This window comes from Spiroplasma sp. AdecLV25b (assembly GCF_030913225.1).
Lineage (GTDB): Bacteria > Bacillota_I > Bacilli_A > Mycoplasmatales > VBWQ01 > Spiroplasma_E.
Genome location: NZ_JAQYTS010000008.1, coordinates 1 through 19,359 on the forward strand (window position 1 = coordinate 1; position 19,359 = coordinate 19,359).

Annotated in this window: 20 protein-coding genes; 5 read left to right on the forward strand and 15 right to left on the reverse strand. The window is 25.6% G+C overall.

All coding sequences use genetic code 4. The annotated features are described in order from the left end of the window. Window positions 1-10: 10 nt before the first annotated feature. The 6 genes from holA to RDJ14_RS00850 all read right to left on the reverse strand — a co-directional run bounded on the left by holA (window position 11) and on the right by RDJ14_RS00850 (window position 6,949). A complete protein-coding gene (holA, locus tag RDJ14_RS00825) occupies window positions 11-922 on the reverse strand; it encodes a DNA polymerase III subunit delta (RefSeq protein ID WP_308149468.1) in 912 nt (303 codons plus the stop codon). Between the two features lie 25 nt (window positions 923-947). Next, window positions 948-1,163 (reverse strand): hypothetical protein, encoded by a 216-nt coding sequence (locus RDJ14_RS00830; protein ID WP_308149469.1) that lies wholly within the window; start codon window positions 1,161-1,163, stop codon window positions 948-950. Further along, complete coding sequence (locus tag RDJ14_RS00835) at window positions 1,120-3,054, reverse strand: ComEC/Rec2 family competence protein (protein WP_308149470.1); 1,935 nt, start codon at window positions 3,052-3,054, stop codon at window positions 1,120-1,122. Before RDJ14_RS00835 ends, RDJ14_RS00830 begins: the two co-directional genes overlap by 44 nt. A gap of 3 nt (window positions 3,055-3,057) precedes the next feature. Beyond that, window positions 3,058-3,600, reverse strand: a complete 543-nt coding sequence (locus tag RDJ14_RS00840; protein WP_308149471.1) for a hypothetical protein — start codon at window positions 3,598-3,600, stop codon at window positions 3,058-3,060. Window positions 3,601-3,924: 324 nt separating this feature from the next. Further along, entirely contained in the window at window positions 3,925-4,125 is a 201-nt protein-coding gene (locus RDJ14_RS00845) for a hypothetical protein (protein ID WP_308149472.1), read from the reverse strand. Between the two features lie 205 nt (window positions 4,126-4,330). Beyond that, window positions 4,331-6,949: a valine--tRNA ligase gene (locus RDJ14_RS00850; protein WP_308149473.1), complete on the reverse strand. Its 2,619-nt coding sequence runs from the start codon at window positions 6,947-6,949 to the stop codon at window positions 4,331-4,333. Between the two features lie 436 nt (window positions 6,950-7,385). Between RDJ14_RS00850 and RDJ14_RS00855 the strand changes: the two genes are divergently transcribed. The 5 genes from RDJ14_RS00855 (at window position 7,386) to RDJ14_RS00875 (ending at window position 9,573) form a co-directional block, all read left to right on the forward strand. Next, window positions 7,386-7,580, forward strand: a complete 195-nt coding sequence (locus RDJ14_RS00855; RefSeq protein WP_308149474.1) for a hypothetical protein — start codon at window positions 7,386-7,388, stop codon at window positions 7,578-7,580. After that, complete coding sequence (locus RDJ14_RS00860) at window positions 7,571-8,326, forward strand: hypothetical protein (protein ID WP_308149475.1); 756 nt, start codon at window positions 7,571-7,573, stop codon at window positions 8,324-8,326. Before RDJ14_RS00855 ends, RDJ14_RS00860 begins: the two co-directional genes overlap by 10 nt. Before the next feature lie 290 nt (window positions 8,327-8,616). Next, the gene (locus tag RDJ14_RS00865; protein WP_308149476.1) at window positions 8,617-8,754 is read left to right on the forward strand and encodes a hypothetical protein; all 138 of its coding nucleotides are present in this window, start codon (window positions 8,617-8,619) and stop codon (window positions 8,752-8,754) included. A 95-nt stretch (window positions 8,755-8,849) separates the two neighbouring features. Then, a complete protein-coding gene (locus tag RDJ14_RS00870; RefSeq protein ID WP_308149477.1) occupies window positions 8,850-9,035 on the forward strand; it encodes a hypothetical protein in 186 nt (61 codons plus the stop codon). Window positions 9,036-9,285: 250 nt separating this feature from the next. Beyond that, window positions 9,286-9,573: a hypothetical protein gene (locus RDJ14_RS00875; protein WP_308149478.1), complete on the forward strand. Its 288-nt coding sequence runs from the start codon at window positions 9,286-9,288 to the stop codon at window positions 9,571-9,573. Window positions 9,574-9,626: 53 nt separating this feature from the next. Here the strand turns inward: RDJ14_RS00875 and RDJ14_RS00880 are convergent, their stop codons facing one another. The 9 genes from RDJ14_RS00880 to RDJ14_RS00920 all read right to left on the reverse strand — a co-directional run bounded on the left by RDJ14_RS00880 (window position 9,627) and on the right by RDJ14_RS00920 (window position 19,116). Continuing rightward, entirely contained in the window at window positions 9,627-10,388 is a 762-nt protein-coding gene (locus RDJ14_RS00880) for an ABC transporter permease (RefSeq protein ID WP_308149479.1), read from the reverse strand. Then, the gene (locus RDJ14_RS00885; protein ID WP_308149480.1) at window positions 10,388-11,113 is read right to left on the reverse strand and encodes an ABC transporter ATP-binding protein; all 726 of its coding nucleotides are present in this window, start codon (window positions 11,111-11,113) and stop codon (window positions 10,388-10,390) included. The genes RDJ14_RS00880 and RDJ14_RS00885 overlap by 1 nt, the downstream gene beginning before the upstream one ends. Before the next feature lie 66 nt (window positions 11,114-11,179). Continuing rightward, window positions 11,180-12,604: an MATE family efflux transporter gene (locus RDJ14_RS00890; protein ID WP_308149481.1), complete on the reverse strand. Its 1,425-nt coding sequence runs from the start codon at window positions 12,602-12,604 to the stop codon at window positions 11,180-11,182. 44 nt (window positions 12,605-12,648) lie between these two features. Next, window positions 12,649-15,057: a phenylalanine--tRNA ligase subunit beta gene (gene pheT, locus RDJ14_RS00895; protein WP_308149482.1), complete on the reverse strand. Its 2,409-nt coding sequence runs from the start codon at window positions 15,055-15,057 to the stop codon at window positions 12,649-12,651. A 15-nt stretch (window positions 15,058-15,072) separates the two neighbouring features. Then, window positions 15,073-16,137 carry a phenylalanine--tRNA ligase subunit alpha gene (pheS, locus tag RDJ14_RS00900; RefSeq protein WP_308149483.1) on the reverse strand — a complete coding sequence of 355 codons (1,065 nt, stop codon included), beginning with the start codon at window positions 16,135-16,137 and terminating at the stop codon, window positions 15,073-15,075. A gap of 49 nt (window positions 16,138-16,186) precedes the next feature. Further along, window positions 16,187-16,966, reverse strand: a complete 780-nt coding sequence (locus RDJ14_RS00905) for an RNA methyltransferase (RefSeq protein ID WP_308149484.1) — start codon at window positions 16,964-16,966, stop codon at window positions 16,187-16,189. Then, a complete protein-coding gene (locus RDJ14_RS00910) occupies window positions 16,966-17,658 on the reverse strand; it encodes a SprT family zinc-dependent metalloprotease (protein ID WP_308149485.1) in 693 nt (230 codons plus the stop codon). Before RDJ14_RS00910 ends, RDJ14_RS00905 begins: the two co-directional genes overlap by 1 nt. A gap of 59 nt (window positions 17,659-17,717) precedes the next feature. Continuing rightward, on the reverse strand, window positions 17,718-18,221 hold the full coding sequence (locus RDJ14_RS00915) for a dUTP diphosphatase (protein WP_308149486.1): 504 nt from the start codon (window positions 18,219-18,221) through the stop codon (window positions 17,718-17,720). A gap of 31 nt (window positions 18,222-18,252) precedes the next feature. Continuing rightward, a complete protein-coding gene (locus tag RDJ14_RS00920) occupies window positions 18,253-19,116 on the reverse strand; it encodes a YwaF family protein (RefSeq protein WP_308149487.1) in 864 nt (287 codons plus the stop codon). Between the last annotated feature and the right edge of the window lie 243 nt (window positions 19,117-19,359).

Here is a 19,359-nt window from a genome sequence, read left to right on the forward strand (position 1 = left end):
TAATTATATACTAAAAACTTAAAAAAAATAAATCAATTGCAATATTTTTATCACATTTTCCTTTTTTAATGTCGGCATCTAATTCATATAATTTTAACAAATTATTATTAATATATAATATATTCATAGCATATTGCGATAATAATTTAACTTGGAAAGTGGGAATATTTATTTTTCTTGATATTTGTTCATAATTATGGTTTTGATTAATTAAAATTTTAATATCTCTAATTAACTCTAGTTGATATGCAAGAATATTAATCATTTTAATTTTATCATAATTAATAGTGTTATAATAGTTAAATTGTATTCAAAATTTTTTATAATCTTTTTTTAATAAATAATCGATGGTTTTAAAAACATTATTGTTAAAATAGTGAGGTACAATTTCTTGAACTATTTCTAAGGTTATTAATTCATTAATACTTCGCAACTTTTTTAACTCATTAATAAATACATTAACTTCATTGGGTAAATTTGCTGTTAAAAAATCAATAGCAGGTTTAGTAATACTAATTTTAAAACTTGCACATACTTTATTAATAAATAATTCTAGTTGTACTTTTGTATAATTTTTAACTTTAATAATATTAAAGCTACTATCAATATTATTAGTTTTAAAATCATCGCTTTGAATTTTAATAATTATCATTACCTTATCACTATGATTAAGTAAAGCATAAGAAAATCTCTCATCTTTAATATGTTTCAAATATTCATGATTTTCATCATTAATAACGAGAATTTTATTAGTTTCAAATAGACTAATAGTTTCAATTTCAGAAATAATATTAGCAATAGTAGTGTCATGTAGTTGATAACTGCTATAGTTGTAATCATTATTTTTATGATGTTTTTTAATTAAAGATTCAATATTTTTTTTAATCAAATATTGGTCTTGACCATGGACAATATGAACCATTACTTATACCTCACCTATTATTAATTTATGTTAATGTTATAATATCATAATGTTGAGTGTATATTCGCATAACTATAGTTTTATTTTGCTCTGACGAGTAAATTTTGGCATTAATTTTTGCTAGGTTTTGTAAAGTTTCTGGACTTGGAAACTGACGATGAGTTTGAAAGCGACCAGGAATAAGGGCAACTTCAGGTTTAATAATTTGTAAAATTAATAGTAGAGGAAGTTTTTGAACCATGATGGGGTACTTGTAAAATATTAATTTTAGTTAATAGACCGGAATTAATGAGTAAATTTTCGGTTGATGCTTCAATATCACCAGTAATTAAAATTTTAAATTGATAAATTTGTAATAATAAAACTAAACTTTTATTATTTTCAGAAGCATATTTAGTGTTTAAATTATAACTTAAGTTATTAATATCATTAAAATTAGCAATCTTATACTGTAATCTTTGATTAGTATTTTCATAAATATTATCAATTTGAAAATGATTTTCTAAATATTGAACATTACTTACATGGTCTAAGTCATGATGAGTTAAAAACAATGCGTTAATATGAGTAACTCCTTTAGCTGCCAAATAATTACCAATAGTTGGATTATTAGGATTTAAATCTTGGGTTCCAGCATCAATCATAATTGCTGATTTATTATAGGGACTAGTTATGATAATGCTCATTGCATTACCAACATTAATCATTGTTAACTCATAAAAAGGTTTAATAGTGTTAGCAACTCATAGCCCAGAAATCATAGTACAATTAATGGCCAAAATAGTTATTATTCTCCAATTAAAATAACGAAAACAAGTAAAACACAATCCTAATACTAAATAATACAATTGTAACACTCATGTATCAACTTGAAAGGTTGTAATTCAAACATTAGTTATGGTGGTTACATCAACAATTATATTCAATATATATAAACTAGGTTTAACAACGAAACTACTGATGGGATTAAAAATTAAATTAAGTAATAACACGATATCATAAAACAAAATAACTGGTGTTAATAATAATGAATAAATAATTGTAAATAAACTAAAACCTTGATTCATTTGCCATTGAAAAGGAATGGTAAATAAATATAAAACAGTACTAATAAATAAAGATTTTCAATATTTATTATAAGTTTTAAATTTATGAATAATGAATAAAATTAAAAAACTAATACCAAATGAAAGTTGAAACCTGACAGTATAAAATTGAAATGGTTGCCAACAAAGACAACAAAATGTTGTAAAACTTAAACTTGAAAGCGGATGAATGGTTTGCTTGCTAAATTTAGCAAGCAAACCAATAAAACAAAAGATAATAGCACGAATGACAGGAATCGTTCAGTTTAATAAATAAGCATAAAATAGCAAGCAAGTAAAAATTAAACATATTTTTAATATTCTAATTTTAATAATTGTCAATGTTTTGTTTAATATCATAAATAAAAAATTAATATGTAGTCCACTAACTACGATTAATGGAGCAATTCCCAATTTTATAAAACTATTATATACTAGTTTACTATCAGTATTTTGTTGACCAAATAATAATAAATTGGTTCAAGTTTTAATTTCATTAGGAAATGTGTTTACATAATTAAAAATCATACTACGTATTGAATGGCCACTAATAACATGAATTTGATTTTTAGTAATCATTATTTGTTGAGTAATATTACTAACATTTAAAAATAATTTAAAATCAAATTCATAAAAATTATTAATTGCTTTTAATGGAATGGTTTTACCATATACCACTAATGTATCATCTAAATGACTGTCAATAGTATATTGTTGGTTATTAAGATAATAATGAGTTGCTAAATAGTAAGTTTCATACCCTGATTTAACGAATAAATAATTAGTGTGAATTGAAGAAACTTTTAGATTAATAGTTTGTTCACGAACATAATTATGAGTTGGTAAACTAGCATTAACAGTAAAAATGCCTACAAATACTAACATTAATAATGCAAATTTATGTCATATTTGTTTTTTGATAAAAAGAAAATATAAAATTAAGATAAAAAATGATAATAGCATAACACCACTAAAAATGGAAAAACTACTAAAAAAATATAATAAAAAAATTAAAAAACCAATTAAAACAATATGATAACTAAACATAAATTAAAAACCAATAAATTTATGCATTAATTTAATATATTTTTGCTTAGTTGTTACCAATATTTTTTTTAATTTTTCTAATAATTGGTCACTATCCAAATCTTTATCATTAAATAATACTAATATTTTTTTACTATCATCATTACTAATTCCTAAATTTATTAAAACATCTAATGGGACATTATAACGGTTATAATATTGAATGCTACTGGGTCATGGCATTAATAATAAATTATAGTCTTCACTAATGGTTTGATTCAAATCTAATGCCAAAATATCAAAATCATCATTAGAAATAGGTAAATTATTAATTAAATTAATAAGACTTATTTTAGGTTTCATCAACTTGACATAGTATTTATCTAACACATTTAACGAAGAACGAATTGGTAAATGGTCTTTAATTTCAATAGTAACAGTAATCACTTTTTCATCTTGATTACTATTGGTATGTTCACTACTTTTAAACCCTTTATACAAACTAATGCCAACAATAGCATTACTAATAATCATAATACTAGAAATGCCAATAATTAATCATCGCATATGATATCACCTCAAACAATGATTATAATAAAAACTAAGAAAATCCTTTTTTAATTTCTATTATTTTTATTCTCATTTCTAAATTAGGAATATTTAATAAATACAAAAACTGAAAGAATTTATAAACAGCACTAGACTTATCCTTTCCAAAACCTTATAATAGGGTTAATTAAAATTTATATAATGTCAAGACACATTTTGGTAATCAAAGGAATATAAACAAGATGAAAAAACTACATTTTTTACAAAATAAAACGTTTATCAAATGAGTTAAATATAACTGTATTACCATAGTTACTGGTGCTTCAATTATCCTAAACATTATTATTTACCTAAATATTTTAGTGGAAGAAATAACAATAACCAAGATGTTACCACTATTACCATTGAAGCGATTAATAGTGCAGATTCAAAAATTGGTAAAATAATACTCACTAAAACAACATATGTTACTACATTTAAAACATTAGGAAGTTTGCTAACTGCTTGTCCTAATCAATTTGAAGTTAAAAAATATGCTAGCATGAATCTTCGTTATTTATATGAAGTCACAAGTGATAATGGTCAAAAATAAAACAAAATGATGATAAAATTAAAGATTGATGACAAGTTGAAGAATCTTTAGATGGTACAAATTTTGTGCCAACGCCAATGGGCATTGATGATACATTATTAACAAATAATGACCATTTTCAACTTGAACTAACTCCTATCAACACTACCAAATAATCTACAACTCTTTAATTTTTGTTTCAATTAATAATTTTTGTTCTTCATAATCTGCTAACTTTACCTTCTCCAAGGCAACTTTTCCTGGCGGTGCTTTCTTAATAAATTGTTCATTACTTAAAATATTTTTACTACGTAATATTTCACTCTTAACAAAGACTAATTCTTTATTCAATTTATTTAATTGCTCATCTTTGGCAAATAAATTTTCTGTCTTGATTTCCAAAAATGCCCCATGAATAACTTTTACAATTTTATTATTAATCGGTAATGAACTATCATTAACACTTACAATTTCACTATTAGTTAATTGTAATAAGTAAGGATTTAAATCATCTTTTGCTTGCTTGAAAAAACTGTTTTCACTATTAACATGAATAACTAATGGTGCTTTAAATGGTAAGTTAAGTTCTTTTCTAATTTCACGCATAGCACTAATAATTGCTATTAGTATATTAACAAATTCATTAGCTTTTTTGGTAACACCCAACTTTTGAGTTTGTGGAAATTTATCATTTAAAATTGTGTCTTGATGACCCATTTTTTCATAAATGGTTTGTGTAATAAACGGAACAAAGGGATGCAACATAATAATAATTTGTTGCATAACATAATACAATATTTGCAAAGAATTGATTTTTAATTTATCATTTTGTAAATTAACTTTGTTTAATTCAATGTATCAAGAGCAATATTTATTTCAAATAAAGTTTGATAATTCTTTGGTAACTAAAACAAATTCATATTGCTCCATATTTTGTTCAACTTTAATAATTAGTTCGTTTAGTTGTTCTAAAATCCATTGGTCAATAAAGTTATCATGATTAATATTAGATTGTAATTTAAAATTAGCAGGTAAATTCATTAACACATAGCGTGCTGCATTTCATAATTTATTATTTAAATTTCAGGCAGCTTCTACTTTAATAATACTAAATCGTAAATCTTGACCAGGAGCACAATTGCTAACTAAAAAATAGCGTAAAGCATCAGCACCATATTTTGCAATTATTTCCATCGGATTAATGCCATTATTTAATGATTTTGACATTTTTCTACCAATTTCATCACGAATTAAACCGTGGATTAAAACATGTTGAAATGGTTTTTGATTAGTAAACTCCCATCCCATGAACATCATACGAGCAACTCAGAAAAATAAGATATCATAAGCTGTTACTAAAACTGTTGTTGGATAATATTTTTGAAAATCAAATGACTTATCAGGTCATCTTAAAGTAACGAATGGTCATAAACTACTAGAAAATCAAGTGTCTAAAACATCTGGGTCTTGAATATAATCATCAAAATTCTTTGGTGGCTCTTTAGCAACATAAATTGCTTTCGTTGTTTTATGATATCAAACAGGAATCCTATGTCCTCATCATAGTTGACGGGAAATACATCAATCTTGCATATTATTTAATCATTGTAAAAGTTGTTGTTCAAACGAAATGGGATGAAAGTTAACTTTAGTTTTAACATGTTTTTGTTTTTCTAAAATGTTTTTCACCAATGGTTCCATTTTTACAAATCATTGTTGTGATAAATATGGCTCTACAACAGCATTACTACGTTCTGAATAACCAACTTGATGAAGATAATCTTCAATTTTAACAACAAGATTTTCTTTAGTTAATTGTTTAATTAATTGGTCACGACAAGTAAAACGGTCTTGATTAACATATGATAAAGCTAATTCATTCATGGTTCCATCAATATTCATACAAATGGGCATTGCTAGGTTATGACGCAGTGCAATTTCATAATCATTAGCGTCATGAGCAGGCGTACATTTCATGACACCAGTACCAAAATTCATCTCTACATAATCATCAGCGATGATTTTAATTTGAGCTTTATTAGCGGGATTAATAACCATTTTATTAATTAATTTAATATATCGTTTATCTTTACTGTTAACAACTAGACATTGATCAGCAAACATGGTTTCTGGACGTGTTGTGGCAATAGTAACGAATTCATCACTGTTTACAACAAAGTATTTTAAATAATACATTTTTCCTTTGGTTTCTTTGTAATTTACTTCAATATTAGAAATAGCAGTTTGTAATTGTGTGTCCCAAAAAACAATTTTTTTACCTCGATAAATTAAACCATCATTATATAGTTTCACAAATACTTGATTAACAGTTTGATTAACTTTGGTGTCAAGTGTAAACGTTTCGCGTGAATAATCTAAAGCAAGTCCTAGTTTGGCTCATTGTGTTCTAATATTATGAGCATACTCTGTTTTTCATTTTCATGCTTGTTCTAAAAATTTTGTTTTTCCTAACTGTTGTAAGTTTAAATTTTGCTCAGTTTTAATACGTTGAGCAACTTTTATTTGCGTAGCAATCCCTGCATGGTCCATACCTGGCACAAAAAGTGTATTAAAACCTTGTAAGCGTTTATAACGAATTAATAGGTCTTGGATTGTTCCATCTCAAGCATGACCTAAATGTAACAATCCTGTGACATTAGGGGGTGGTAAAATGATAGTGAATGATGGTTTTTTATTTTTAGCAGTAGCTGTGAAAATGCCTTGTGTTACTCATTGTTCATATTTATTGTTTTCAACTATTAAATGGTCGTATTTTTTGTCTAAATCTTTATTCATTGCTTATACTCCTTTTTAAAAATAAAAAATTCCTATAAAAATAGGAACGTTTGATGTGAACGCGGTACCATCCTAATTCATTTACATAAAATAAATGCACTTAATTATTTATGAAAAATATAATACAAATATAAACTACCTTCAACAAAAACTTGCTTAGTTTACACCGACCACTAAGTCTCTGAATTTACTATTTTTTGTTTACTCTTTTATATTTTTAAGTTATTATTACTTTTTATTCTACAGGTTTAATTCAAAAAAAGCAATGTTTTACCTGATAAACATTTGTTTAATTTCTACAGTTATAACTTGCTTTTAAATAAAAAAAGCATATACTAATAAAAGTAAGATTTTACTAAATATTTTGTTTAGTTTTTAGCCCATTACTTTATTTTAAAGTAAATGGTTTTTTATTTTTAAAAAGGAGTAAACTGATATGATTATTAAAGATGTCCCAGGCGATGGTAATTGCCTTTTATGAGCAGTAATGGTGTCATATTTAGAACAAGTTAAAACTGATGAAGAGCAATTTAAAAAAAGGTATAAAGCACTTTTTGGTGTAGAAAGTGATTGAAACCGTATTTTTAATTTTAATGATTTTGACTTTAAAGATAAAAAAATGTGAGCCTAGTTAAACTATTTCGTAGCCGGATTTGTAATTATATTAAGGAAAATTTAGATACAAAACGCCCACCTAATAAAGGCGATTTTAAATCATTGTTATTAGATAGTAAAATTAATAAAAAAATAAATCCTAAAGATAATGAAGAAAAACAACTAGAAACAACTTTAAAAGAAATGAGAAAAAATGGTAATTATGCAGGTTCTGTTGAAATTGAAGCAATTTGTAATATTTTAAATTGTAATATTATTAGATCTAATGAAGCATCTGACGTTGAATATATTGAAAACTTTAAACCAGATTATGGAAAAACTAATGATGAAATAAAATTACATTATTATGGAAATGAGCATTATAAATATTCTTCAAATGTAATTAATAATAGGAGTGAAGAAAACATTTCATCAGCGACAAACCAAAACTATAATGCTTTAGATTATAATAATGCTACATCACAATTCAAAAATTTCTATAAACAACAATTACTAAGTAAAGATATCGATGAGGAAAATTGTAATGCTATAATAAATATTTTTATTGAAGATTTAAACAAATCACCTTCAAGTAAACAATTAGAAATATTACAAAAATCTATTTTTGAACTAGATAATCAAGATAAATTATTAGAAAATCCTAATCTATCTTTTGAATCAAATGTTAAACCAATAATTAACAATCCCAAAACTTCTGCTCAAGAATTATCAGCATTTGCTAATGCAAACATTAATCAACCATTTGCAATTAAAGTTACTTAATAAATAATGATATTATGAACATAATTAAGTGCGACAGTTAAAAATTAACATTGATTTCAATGTTAATTTTATTTTTGTCTACATCAATGTTTGTAAACTATAATAGTACCAATCAAATACTCAGAGTCACATTTTTAAACTTAAAATGTGTTAATAAGCATATTATCAAAACTCCCAAAAAAAGTTAGTATACTAAAACAGTAAACTTAATATAAGTTTTTTAACCCACTTAATTTTGCTTAAAAGTTAAAGGGTTTTTTTATGTTTAAATTGGGGAGAAGTGAAAATAAATGGCACCAGCAAATAAAAATAGTATGAATGCAAAAGAATTAATTGAAAAACTTGAAGAAATAAATTCAAAATATAAACTTAAGTATAAAAATCAAATTCCTTATTACAAAAGAATTATTGAAGAATTAAAAAAATAGAAAAATTAGAAGATATTGATAGTGCTAGCAAGATACTTAAAGAGTATGAAGATTATTGTGGAAAAAATAGTAAAAAATATGAGAATAACCAAGTTATGCCAATACTTAGTTTATTTGCTACAACAAAGTCATTTTTAAACAATCAAACGAAAGATGGAAACCTAGTTTCAGACTTTAACTTAGTACATACTTATGATTTAAATGCTTTAACAACTACTGAAGAAGATGAAATACTTTTTTCAAATACTAATGAAACTACGATAACAACCTCTTTAATTTAACTAATTCAAAAAATGAAATAAAAAAATCTAAAAGTTTAATTAACTTAACAAAAGATAATAAAGATAGTGAATTGGAAACAAACAATGAACTTTCAGCAACTATTGAACAAAAAAAATCTACTTTAGCAGAATTAAATGAAAAATTGACAAATATTAACAAAGAAAAGGAGATTTTAAAGTAAATTTTCAAAAAGAAAAACAAATTCTAAGAAAATGATGACATTGACCACTTAAATTTATTACATGCGGAATGTGAGAAAGTAAAGAAATTAAACAACTTAATGACAAATATAATGAATTAAATTGAAAATTTACAGAATTAAAAGATGAAATTAAAACATTAGAAACTGAAATTGAATCATTAAAAACTACTTGTTCCTTAACTAATGGCAATAAATCACAGTCTTTTAATGATTTAAATGAGGATAATATAAATTCTCTCTTTACTAAAAACTTCAAATCATCTGAAGTTAATGACTTTGATGAAACAAGCTTATCAAAACAAATTTCATCTTCAATATCACCAAATCCTTTATAAAAAATATAAAAGTTCACCCTAATATTAGGGTGAACTTTATTTTTGTTTTATATTTATTTGCGACGATATTTGTAAGCCATAATAGCGCCAAATACTAATGCACCAATTCAAACAATACTAACTAAAATAGGAACTCAATAGTTATTAAATAAAGCAGAATTAGCTAAATCAGAACTTGAACTATAATTATTTCATCCGCGATTCATAATTGAAACAGGGTATGAAAAAGGAATGATTTTGGCAATAATAACTAAAGCAGGTTGTTTACTAATACCTTGATAGGGAATGTATTGTCCTGATAAAAATGAAGTTGGTAAATATAATAATAACGAAAAAGCGTTAGCAACTTTAAAATCAGGCGCTAAAATTCCTACCATTACCCCTACTGCTGAACACATTACTGATGATAGTAAAATTGATAATAAAACGTATCCTCAATTAATAGCACCCCAATTAATTTGATTGTGATATAAAGCAGCACCAATTCCTAAGGTTCAGAAACTACCAATAAAAATTAAAATAACATGAAAAATCAAAATACTACTAATAAATTCTCATGGTCGTAATGGAGTTGCACCAATTCTTTTAATAATAATGGATTGTTTAAAATCAGAATAAGTCATAGCTAGTGTAACAATTCCTAATACCGGTGACGCTGACATAACTAATCCTGGTAAAACAGTATTGGCGGCATTATCACCACCAAGCACTGCAACTAAAATCGTCAACATAATAATCGGAAAAACAAAGCCAAAAAAGATACTATGAAAAGATTTTTTTAAGTAACCCAATAATAACCGAAACATGGCTAACATTATTTTGCCTCCTTACTAACAGGCTTCTTACCTTCAGTTTTTTCTAAATAATATTTTAATAATGAACCATACTTTTTAGTAACTTCACTCACAGTAGTGTCGTCAATAACCACGCCATCTTTTAAAAAAATAATACGTTGACATAGCGCTTGAATCTCATCAAGATTGTGACTAACTAAAATTAAAGTAATATTATTTAGACTAATTTGTTCTTGCAAAAAGTTAATAACATCAATTCTGGTTTTAACATCTAAACCAGTTGATATTTCATCACCAACATAGATTTTAGGTTGATGAAATAAAGATAAGAAAAGATTAACTCTTTGTCTTTGTCCACCTGATAAACTGTTTACTTTTCGTTTAAACAATTCTGCTAATTGAAACTTTTCTAACATTGAAGAAAATACTTCTGGTTTAATTTTATTAACATAGATTTTATGATAAAAGTTTATTAATTCTTTGACAGTAATAAAATTAGGATAAACTTGATCTTGAAAATTAATCCCTAAAACATAAGGAATATCCTTTTTATCAAAGCTATATTCAATGCTACCGCTAGTAGCATTTTTGGTATTACTAATGATTTCGCAAAGTGTAGTTTTTCCTGCGCCATTAGCACCGAAAATAGCAACTGAACTACCGGCAGTAATATTTAAACTAATAGGGCCAAGTACGACTTTACCATTATATGATTTTGTAATATTATTAATTTTAATTACACTCATATTTAATTCCTTTCTTGAATTTTATACTTTATAAGTATAACATTAAATATTTCTTTTTAACATTTTTTATCCATGCGGTTCAAAGATAGGATGAGGAATACTTTCTAATTTGATAGTATTAATAATATTTTTATTTCACGGAATAAATTTATATAGTAAATAACCACAAACAAAATCAGCCACTTTATCTAAACAAGAAATCATAATTACCATTTGAATGCTCAAACTTGTTCATTGTAATAAAGTAAAGGTAATAAAAATGTCAATAAATCAAATTAAAAATAAATCAGCAATACTAGCAATTAACGTATAACCACCAGCATACAGAAAACTAAATAGCGGTTGCATCATATTAATAAAGAAATAAGTAACAGCAGAAAAAGCCATATACCAAACAGCTAAATTCATAGCTTTTTCTGATAAATTAGGAAATAAAGCCCTCGGTACCCAAAAGGCACTGCTGACAATGATAATAGCAATTACGGTCGAAATACCAAAACTTAACTTTAAAATTTTTAAAGCATTTTCTTTAGCTAACACTAACTCACCAGAACCTAATAAATTTCCGACAGAATTTCCTACTAATGCATTATATCCCCTAAAAGTAGAGTAGAAAATAGCAACAACAGAACCGACAATTTGGACAGCAGCAATGACATCAGTATCACCATAATGTGAATACAAAGCAGTTAACATAACAACTGAAACACCAAATAAAACTTGACTAGCAAATAATGGTAAAAATGTAATAAAATATTTTTTATGTAAACTTTTAGTAAATTTCAAAATATTTAAATTAGGGGAATAAATGGGTTTTTTATAAATCAAATAAGTAACAAAAATAATACATTCCACAACTCGTGAAACAATTAAACTAATAGCTAAACCTTCAATCCCTAAGTTAGGACCACCTTTATATGGTAAAGATAAAATACAAACTAAAGCGGTATTTAAAAATAAAGAACAAATTGAAGTTATTAATGGTGTTTTCACATTACCACAAGTATTCATAGTAATAGACATAATAAAAGCAAATCCTAGCAATGGATAGTTTCAAGCAATTAAACGACTATACTGTTCAGCCACGCCAATGGCTTTTTCATGTGTTTTGTCTTCAGATCCTAGAATAACGCCCATAATTTGTTTACTAAATAATTCTAAAACTATTACGAAAATAATAGAAAAAATTAAAGTGTAAAATAACTTAATATTAGTAGTTTCTTGAATTTTATTTTTATTCTTAACCCCCAGATATTGCGCAGTAAAAATATTTCCTGTTGCTACAACAGCAAAAAAAATATATCAAACCATATCATAAATATTACTTGATGATGCAACTCCAGCAATAGAATTATCATCACCAAATTGACCAACTACAAAATTATTCATTAAATTTAATAATGTTTCAATTAATGATTGAGCAATAATTGGAATCATAAATAATAATGCAGTTTTATAAAATTTTAAATTACTATTTTTAAAGCAGTACATGATTAGATACCTTAATTTAAAATTCATTACTTTCTTAGTTTTTTTTACCGAATAGTAGCATTAAATTTGTTTTTTAAAAGATTTTGAACAACTGTTATTGAAGATTTAATTTTTTCTTCATCTAATTGTTTTTCACTACTATTGAATTTTAAATTAAAAGTTAAAGAATGTTGGAATTGTGATTTTAAGCGATCATCAGTATAAAAATCAATTAATATAACCTGTTCAAGAAATTCAATATTTTTGTCTAACAACATAATTTTAATATCTGAAAACTGGACACTAATTCCAACAAAAATAGAAATATCACGATTTAATGGATTAAATTTTGACCATGGTTTAAACTTAATAACATTCTTTTCAGATGCTATAATAATTTTTGCTATTTTAGTACAATTAATTTCTGCTAAGAATATTTTTTCAAAATTCATTTGCTTTTCAGTTTGGGGATGCAATGCGCCAATAGTAGCAATGTGTTCTTGTTCATAAAAAATATCAGCGCTTAAATATGGATGCATAGCAATGTTTTTATTAGGTTTATAAATAATATTTTGTGAAACATGAGGAATAACCTTGTTTAAAAAACCATCAATGAAACCTTTAACAACATGATAAGGATTAGGATTAGATTTGCTAATACTAGACTTTGGCAAAAAATCACCCATAATTACTAATCCTAAATGATGATTATCATCACCATCATCATCAGTATAAATAGTTTCATCAGTAAAAATTTTAAGTTGGGTTTCTTTGCGCGCATAATTATATTGGCAAATTTTTAATAAACTATCTGTTAAATTAAAACGCATAACTTCACGTGTTGAAGTTAATGGTGAACTTAAACTAACTGGACTTTTATGATTAAAAAAATTAAATTCAGTTAAACTTTCCCTACTTGTTAAACTGTAAGTTTTTACTTGGTTAAAACCATAACTAATTAAGTGATTTCTTCAATTTCCCATTAATGTTTCTAAGACTGTAGGTGGTTTTTGGGGAACATAAAATACTGGCATTGTTACCGGCAAGTTATCATAGCCAATAATTCTAGCAATTTCTTCACTTAAATCATTAGTATTATTTAAATCGTTACGGTGACCTGGTGCAGTTATTTTTAGTAACTCATGATTAGTAGGAACTAGTTCAACTTTACAACCAATAACAGTTAAATAAGTAATGATTTCTTTGATTTCTAAACTAGAGCCTAAAATTTTATTAATATCATTATAATTTAAAACAAGTGATTTTTCTTGAATATTGTAAGGAATGTCATTACTAAATCCAAGAATTTCATATTCAATTTTTAATTGATCTAAAATAAATAAGTAGCGTTGTAAAGCAATCATATAGTAGTCAGGTGCAACTGGTTTCACTAAACGTTCAATAAAAATACTATTAATAGCAATATGACGTTTAGCTTGTTCAATCATTGTTTGAACATTAGGATTAATAGAAAAAATAAAGATATCTTTGGTACTTGGTTTAACTTCATAATCAATATTATAACTAATTCCTAAAACACTAAAGGCTAAAAATTTATCATGGATAACTATATCCCCTTTTTCAATTTTTAAACTGCCTTCTGGATATGATTTAGGAGAAACATTAATTGAAGGTTCTTTTAATAACTCAGCATTAAAAGTAATTATAGGTTGACCTAATTCTAACATAACTAAATTAACAACATCTTCAACTAAAGTTTTAGGGGCAATATTAGCAAGTTGTAAGGTTCTTTTAATTCACATTGGTGTTAATTTAGTTGAATTCTGTTTTAAACGAATTTTTAAAGTTGCTAAAGCTTGAATTTTAGTATTAACAACGGAAACTTGAGGTTTTTTATCTAAAAATAATAAATTACTAATTCCCATATTCTTTAATGGGATTTTGAAATAAGCGCTAAGTTCACGTGCTATACTATAAGTTCCTAAACAATCACTACGGTTAACAGTTAAATCAATAAAAAAAATTGTGTCATCTAATTTTAAATATTGCAAAGGATTATTATTGCCAACAACAGCATCACTAGGTAAATGAATAATGCCTGATATTTCATCTTTATTTTGGACATTACCAAAAATTCCTAATTCTGTTAATGAGCAAATCATTCCTGATGAAACAACATCTTGAATGGTTCTACTCGTGATAATAAGACCATTAGCTAGCGTGCTACCTATGTTGGCAACAACAACTTTGTTACCAACAGCAACATTACTAGCACCACAAACAATAGTTGTACTTTTATTGCCTAAACTTACTTCGCATATATTTAACTTACTTGACTTAGGATGTTTTGTAATTCTAAGTATTTCGCCAACTATTAAATTAGTATTGGTAAAAACTAGGTTTCTAACTTGTTCTACTTCAAATCCTAAACTATTTAAAGCAATAATAATTTCTTTATCTTTAATACTACTAAGATCTAATCATTGTGAGATTATCTTACGTGAAATGGTCATTATATACTCCTCTCTTTAAAATTGTTTTAAGAAACGTAAATCATTATTATAAAATAATCTAATATCATCAATACCATATTTAATCATAGCAATTCTTTCGATTCCTACGCCAAAGGCAAAACCTGCGGTTGCTTCATCTAAACCTGCAGCGGTAAAAACATTAGGATGAATCATTCCTGCGCCAAGAACTTCAATTCAGCCTGTATGTTTGCATAATGAGCAACCTTGTAGCTTACACATTGGACAATTAACATCTACTTCTACTGAAGGTTCGGTAAAAGGAAAATAACTAGGGCGTAAACGAGTTTTAGTTTCTAAACCAAACATTTGTTGACAAAAATGATTTAAAGTTCATTTTAAATTAGCAAAGGTAATATTCGGAGCAACAACAAATCCATCAACTTGCATAAACTGGTGAGAATGAGTAGCATCATCATTATCTTTACGATAAACATTGCCTAAACTAATAACAGCTTCTACTTTCTGTTTATTTTTATTTTGTTTACTTAAAATACGAGCAGTAATGTTAGTAGCATGAGTTCTTAATAATCAACGATTAACTTCTTTACTATTATTATCTAAATAAAAAGTATCTTGCATCGCGCGTGCTGGATGATTAGCAGGTAAATTTAAGCGATTAAAATTGTATTCTTCGTTTTCAACTTCATTACCACTGACAATTTGATAACCTAAATTTTTAAAAATATTAGCAATATCATCAACTGTTTTTAATAAAGGATTACGATGACCAATACTGAAATCTAAACCTGGTAAAGTTAAATCGATTTCAGAATCTTTTAATTTTTCATCAATTACTTTTTTTTCAAGTTCATTAAACTTAATAGTTATCTTATCAGAAATTTCTTTTTTAAGTTTATTAGTTAACTGACCAATCTCGATTCGATATTGATGAGGTAATTGAGTAACCGACTTTAAAATATCATTAATTGCTGAGTTTTTGCCTAAATATTGGGTTTTTGTTACTTGTAATTCATATAAATCATTAATCTTTTCAATATTAATAAAAGCTTGTTGTCTAATAATATCTAATTTCTTTCTTAAGTCACTAACTTCTAACACTATATACCTCCAAATGTTATTCTCTACTGTTTTATAATATAAAACACCTTTATTTTAATATATTACTAACAAATAAGCAATATATTACAATGGCAATACTTGTTGCAAGGTTTAATGATTCTACATTAGACGTAGTTTTAATAATCATGTTAGTATCAATATAACTTTTATACTTGTCATTGATACCTTGACCTTCATTACCAAATAGCAGAGCAGTTTTGCCAGAAAAAGTAATTTTATTTAAGTTAGTAGTATTAGGCTCATGTAAAAATGTTCCATAAATTTTATATTGTTTGGTTTTTACTTTTATTAACAACTGTTCAAATTCTTCATAGTAAACATTACTATAAAAAATTGCTCCTTGACTTGCACTAATTACCTTGTGATTATATAAATCAACACTACCTTGTGATAAATAAATTTCAGAAAAATTAAAAGCAACCGCACTTCGCAAAATATTTCCTAAATTACCCGGGTCTTGAATGGTGTCAATCATAATAATGTTATTAGTAGTTAAATGAGTATTAGCTTTTTTCATGGTACATAGTCCAATTAAAGGTTGTGGTGATTTATTTTGTGACAGTTTTTTAATAATCATCTCATTAATAACAATAATATCAACACCATAACAATCTTTTAACAATTTATCAAATTTATTGTAATATTTTTCATCTATTAAAATTGTTGTTAATTGCTTTTGACTAAAGGCAACAGTAATTAAATGGTCTCCTTCAATTAAAAACAATTGTTTTGTATCACGATATTTTTTATCGTGCAATAACACCAAGTCTTGAATTAGGGGATTTTTAAGTGACATTATTTGTTTCATTAGCAACCCCCCCTACTTTGTTTTAAAAACTTTTGACAATCTTGATAATTAGGACAAAATTGCATAACATAGTTTCAAAAAGATTTCTGATGGTGACCATGAATAATATGAGCTAGTTCATGAATGACAACATAATCAATAATATCATAACTATAGTGAATTAGTTTGTAATTAAGAGTAATTATTTTTGCAATTGGTTGACAAATTCCTCATTTACTAACCATTGAACGAATTTTAAGGATATTAAACTCAATACCCATGATTTGTGACCAATATTGCAAACGATTCATAAAAATTAACATTGATTCCTTTCTTAAAAAGATTTCAATTTTTATTTGGATTTGTTTTAAATCTTGTAACTTAGTAAATACAACTAATTGTGGATAATCAAAATTAATTACTGTTTTTTGAGAATGATATTTAATAAAGATAGGATATTTTTCATTTAAAAAGTAAACGTAATCATCTTGACCATTAATAACCAGATTACGTTCTTTTACTATTTTATTTTTTGTAATTTTTGGTAAACTTTTTAAAATAAAATCTTCAACTAATTTTTCTTGCATAAAAAATGGAGCGCTAACAAGAATTTTATCATTACAAACTTTTAAATACATATGCTTTTGTTGTTTATACGTAATTATATATTCTCATTGTGTATTGCCATAATTAAAATTTTTAACAATAGCCATTTTAAAATTCCTTTCTTACTAATACTTACCTTATTCCAAATTAAATTCCTTTTTTATTTTTAATAATTTTGGGATTGTCGTAAATGATTTATTTTATTTTTAGTAAGATAACTACTAATAATATCATTATTAGTAAATTCGCATCTTTTGGCAATTGAAAAATAAAAGTTTAATAATTGATAAAAGTTTTCATTAGTTTTTGATGTGAAAAATGTAGTAACACTAGCAAATAAACTGATAAAAAGTAGCGTAAGTTCTACTTCATTATCTTGCTCTATAAAATGATATTTTTTAAAATTAATATTTAAACTATTAGCAATACTAATAATAAAATGCAATCCATCAATATATTCTTCTAACATCACATTCTTAGCAGAACTTGGCTTTGAACTTCAATATTTGAAGCATCGTTGTTCATTAGCAAATTCGGCTAATTCAACTAATAAAGCTAAAAAGCGTGCAGTTAAAGTACTACTTTCACTAACACTTCTTGTTGTAATAATTTTATTATCTAATTCACGTTGTAAGTTAATAATTGTTGTTAATTGCTCTTGGTTTAACATAGTTGGTTCACCTTCTAATTTTTATAAATAATTATGATCTTACTGTATTTTTAAACTTAATTGATTTAACAAAATTATGAATTTTTTGAATTAAGTTTTTTTTATTTTCATGAAGTGGGTTAACTTCTGTTCCCTTATCTAAATAAAATGGTAATAAGCTTTTAGCAATAAATACATATGTCAAGCATAGTAAGGTAATACCTACTACAAACATAAACCCAAAACGAAGAATTGGTAATCAAACTGAAGTATTTAATGTATCCTTACCAATACTTGCTGTATATCCTTGATCACCAATAAATAAATAATTAGTACCAAATGATTCGTTAAAAATAAAGACACCTGCTCCAAACATTGTGATATATAAAATGCTTTTTTTGATATATGTTTTGTCATACTGAATGTGACCATATAAATATAAATACAAGTAAGAAAAAATGATAATAGTGTGAATAATATAATAATTTCAATATAAGAAATGCTGTGGTCCAAATACTCATTTACTGCTATCTGGAAATAAGAATGCTAAAAGAACTGGACCAATTAAAGGAAATGTGATATTAAACATTCCTTGAATTGGAATGATTAATAATAAACCACTAGTAATATTTAGCACTGAACAAAGTTGAAATGGAAAATAATCATATGAGTTATAATTATTACCATTAAGACCATGAACAACATAAAAACCTACATATAAAACTAATTGAAAAATTCCTAAACTACACTTAAAACTATAATGTTTGCTTAAGTTAGCGTAAAATCTTTTAAAAATAAATAAACTTCCAATAAAAGATATTGACAAAACTAAACCAATTCAATAATACATTCCAAACAAAGGATTAATAATATCTTGTGGGTTACCATCAAAAAACCCAAATATATTCAAGTTCATACAGCCTCCAAATATTTTGTATAATTTTCTACTTATTACTAAATTAAATTTCATTAACTTTACTACTAATAATACTATAACATAAAAACACAATTTTTTAGAGGTTAAGTCTAAGATTGTGTGTAAATTTAAAAAAGTAATAAAAAATGAGCCATATACCCCTCCTTATCAAATATAACTAGTTTAAAAATAAAAACTAGATAGGATGAGAAATATATGACTCCATTAAATTTTACAATAGAT